The sequence below is a fragment of the Pseudonocardia pini genome (assembly GCF_013870575.1).
GTDB lineage: Bacteria > Actinomycetota > Actinomycetes > Mycobacteriales > Pseudonocardiaceae > Pseudonocardia > Pseudonocardia pini.
The window spans coordinates 1-1,916 of record NZ_JACBXB010000926.1; the positions used below are offsets into that span (position 1 = coordinate 1).

General features: G+C 75.8%; 3 protein-coding genes. All 3 read left to right on the forward strand.

The window, feature by feature from the left end; all coding sequences use genetic code 11:
• On the forward strand, positions 1 to 888 hold an 888-nt coding region (locus tag H5J29_RS30890; RefSeq protein WP_181784472.1), incomplete at its 5' end, for an AMP-binding enzyme.
• Positions 889 to 1,089: 201 nt separating this feature from the next.
• Positions 1,090 to 1,383, forward strand: coding sequence for a hypothetical protein (locus H5J29_RS30895; protein ID WP_181784473.1), 294 nt, complete (start codon positions 1,090 to 1,092; stop codon positions 1,381 to 1,383).
• A 123-nt stretch (positions 1,384 to 1,506) separates the two neighbouring features.
• A partial coding sequence (locus tag H5J29_RS30900; protein ID WP_446686502.1) for a thiolase family protein occupies positions 1,507 to 1,916 on the forward strand: 410 nt, incomplete at its 3' end.

Genomic DNA, 1,916 nt, shown 5'->3' on the forward strand with positions numbered 1-1,916 from the left:
CCCACGACCTCGGGCAGCAGCGGGACGCCGAAGGTCCTGCAGCGCTCCCGCCGGTCGTGGCTGCGCAGCTTCGAGGCCCTCGGTCCGGTCCCGAGCCCCGTGCTGGTCGCGGGCCCGCTGAGCTCGTCGCTGTTCCTCTTCGGTGCCCTGCACGCCCTCTGGTGCGGCGTCGAGCTGCGTCTCGCGCCCCGGCTGACCGCGGCGGTCGCCCGCGGCGCGGCCACGACCCACGTCGTCCCCGCGATGCTGCCGGAGATCGCGGACGTGGAGCTGGACACCGTCGTCTGTGGCGGAGCCCATGTGCCGCAGGCGCTGCGCCGCCCGGAGCTCCTCGAGTACTACGGCTCGGCGGAGCACTCCCTGATCGCGATCCGGCGCGAGGGCGTGCTGCGGCCGGTCGCGGGTGTGGATCTGCAGGTCCGAGCGGACGAGCTGTGGGTCCGCTCGCCGCTGAGCGTGGACGGCAGGCTCCGCGGTGGTGTGCTCGACCCGGCTCCGGAGTGGAGCAGCGTCGGCGACCGGGTGTCCTTCGTGGACGGTGTGCTCACGGTGCACGGCAGGGAGTCCGCCACGATCTCCTCCGGCGGGCTGCTCGTGGCCGCGGAGGAGGTGGAGGCGGTGCTGCGCCCCGTCCCCGGGCTCGCCGACGTCGTCGTCGCCGGGACCCCGCACCCGCGGCTGGGCGCGGTGGTCACCGCGGTGGTGGAGGGCGACCCCGCCTTGGCCGATCTCCGCGCCGCGGCCGCGGCGGGCCTGGAACCCCGCAAACGGCCCCGGATCTGGTTGCGCACCAAGGAGATCCCTCGCACGCCCGCGGGGAAGCCCGCCCGGGCCGCGCTCACCGAGGCAGTAACTGCGGGCACTCTGGACGCGGAGACGCTGCGATGAGGGTGGTCGGGCCGCGGCTGGTGTTGCTGACGCGGTTGATGCGGTTGTCGGTGTTGATGCGGTTGTCGGTGCTGCGTCTGTGGCCGTGGTTGCGGTCGCCGGCGGGCGGGCCGGGTCGCCCCGGGTCGTCGTCGCGGGCCCTTTGCTCTGCCCGCACTGCTGCGGGTGTCGGGTGGGGAGCGGGGGCTCCTGGGGCTGTGAGTGTCGGTGGGACTGCGGGTGCCGGTGGGGCTGTGGATGCCGCTCGCCCGGCCGACCCCCTTTGCTCTGCCCGCGCCGCTGCGGGTGTCGGATGGGCTGGGGGTTCGGGTTCGGCTGGGGGTGTCGGTCGGGTCGGGGGTGGTGGTCGGGCTGACCGGCCTCGCTGCCCTGTGTCGTCGTCGCGGGCCCTTTGCTCTGCCCGCACTGCTGCGGGTGGCGGGTGGGCCGGGGGTTCGGCTGAGGGTGTCGGTCGGGCTCGCGGCGTCGGTCGGGCTGGGGTGGCTGCTGGGCTGAGGGTGGCTGCTGGGATTCCGGCGCCTGCCGGGGTCAGGGTGCTTGCCGGGGTGCGGGCCGGGTCGGGGGTTCCTGGCGGGGTGGGTTCGTCGGCGGCGCGGTCGGGCGTGGCGGGGGAGAGCGGTGAGTGAGCCGGTGGTGATCGCCGCCCGTCGCACCGCGATCGGCAACGCGGGTGGGGTGCTGAAGGCGCTGAGCGCGGACGAGCTGGCGGCTCCGGTGCTGCGTGCGCTGCTCGCCGACGTGGGCGTCGTCGCGGGCGAGCGGAGAGGTGAGCCGGAGCCGGGCGGACCGGGTGCACCAGGCCTGCCCGCAGCGAGGGGGGCAGAGCAGATGTCGCCGGGGAGAGCACCCGGGACTCCGGGCTGCGAGGTCGCGGTGCGCGACGTGGTCCTCGGGAACGTGTTCGGTCCCGGGGGGAACACCGCGCGGGTCGCGGCGCTGCGGGCGGGGCTCGGGGACGGGGTGCCCGGGCTGACCGTGGACCGGCAGTGCGCCTCCGGGCTCGCCGCGATCACCCTGGCGTGCAGCAT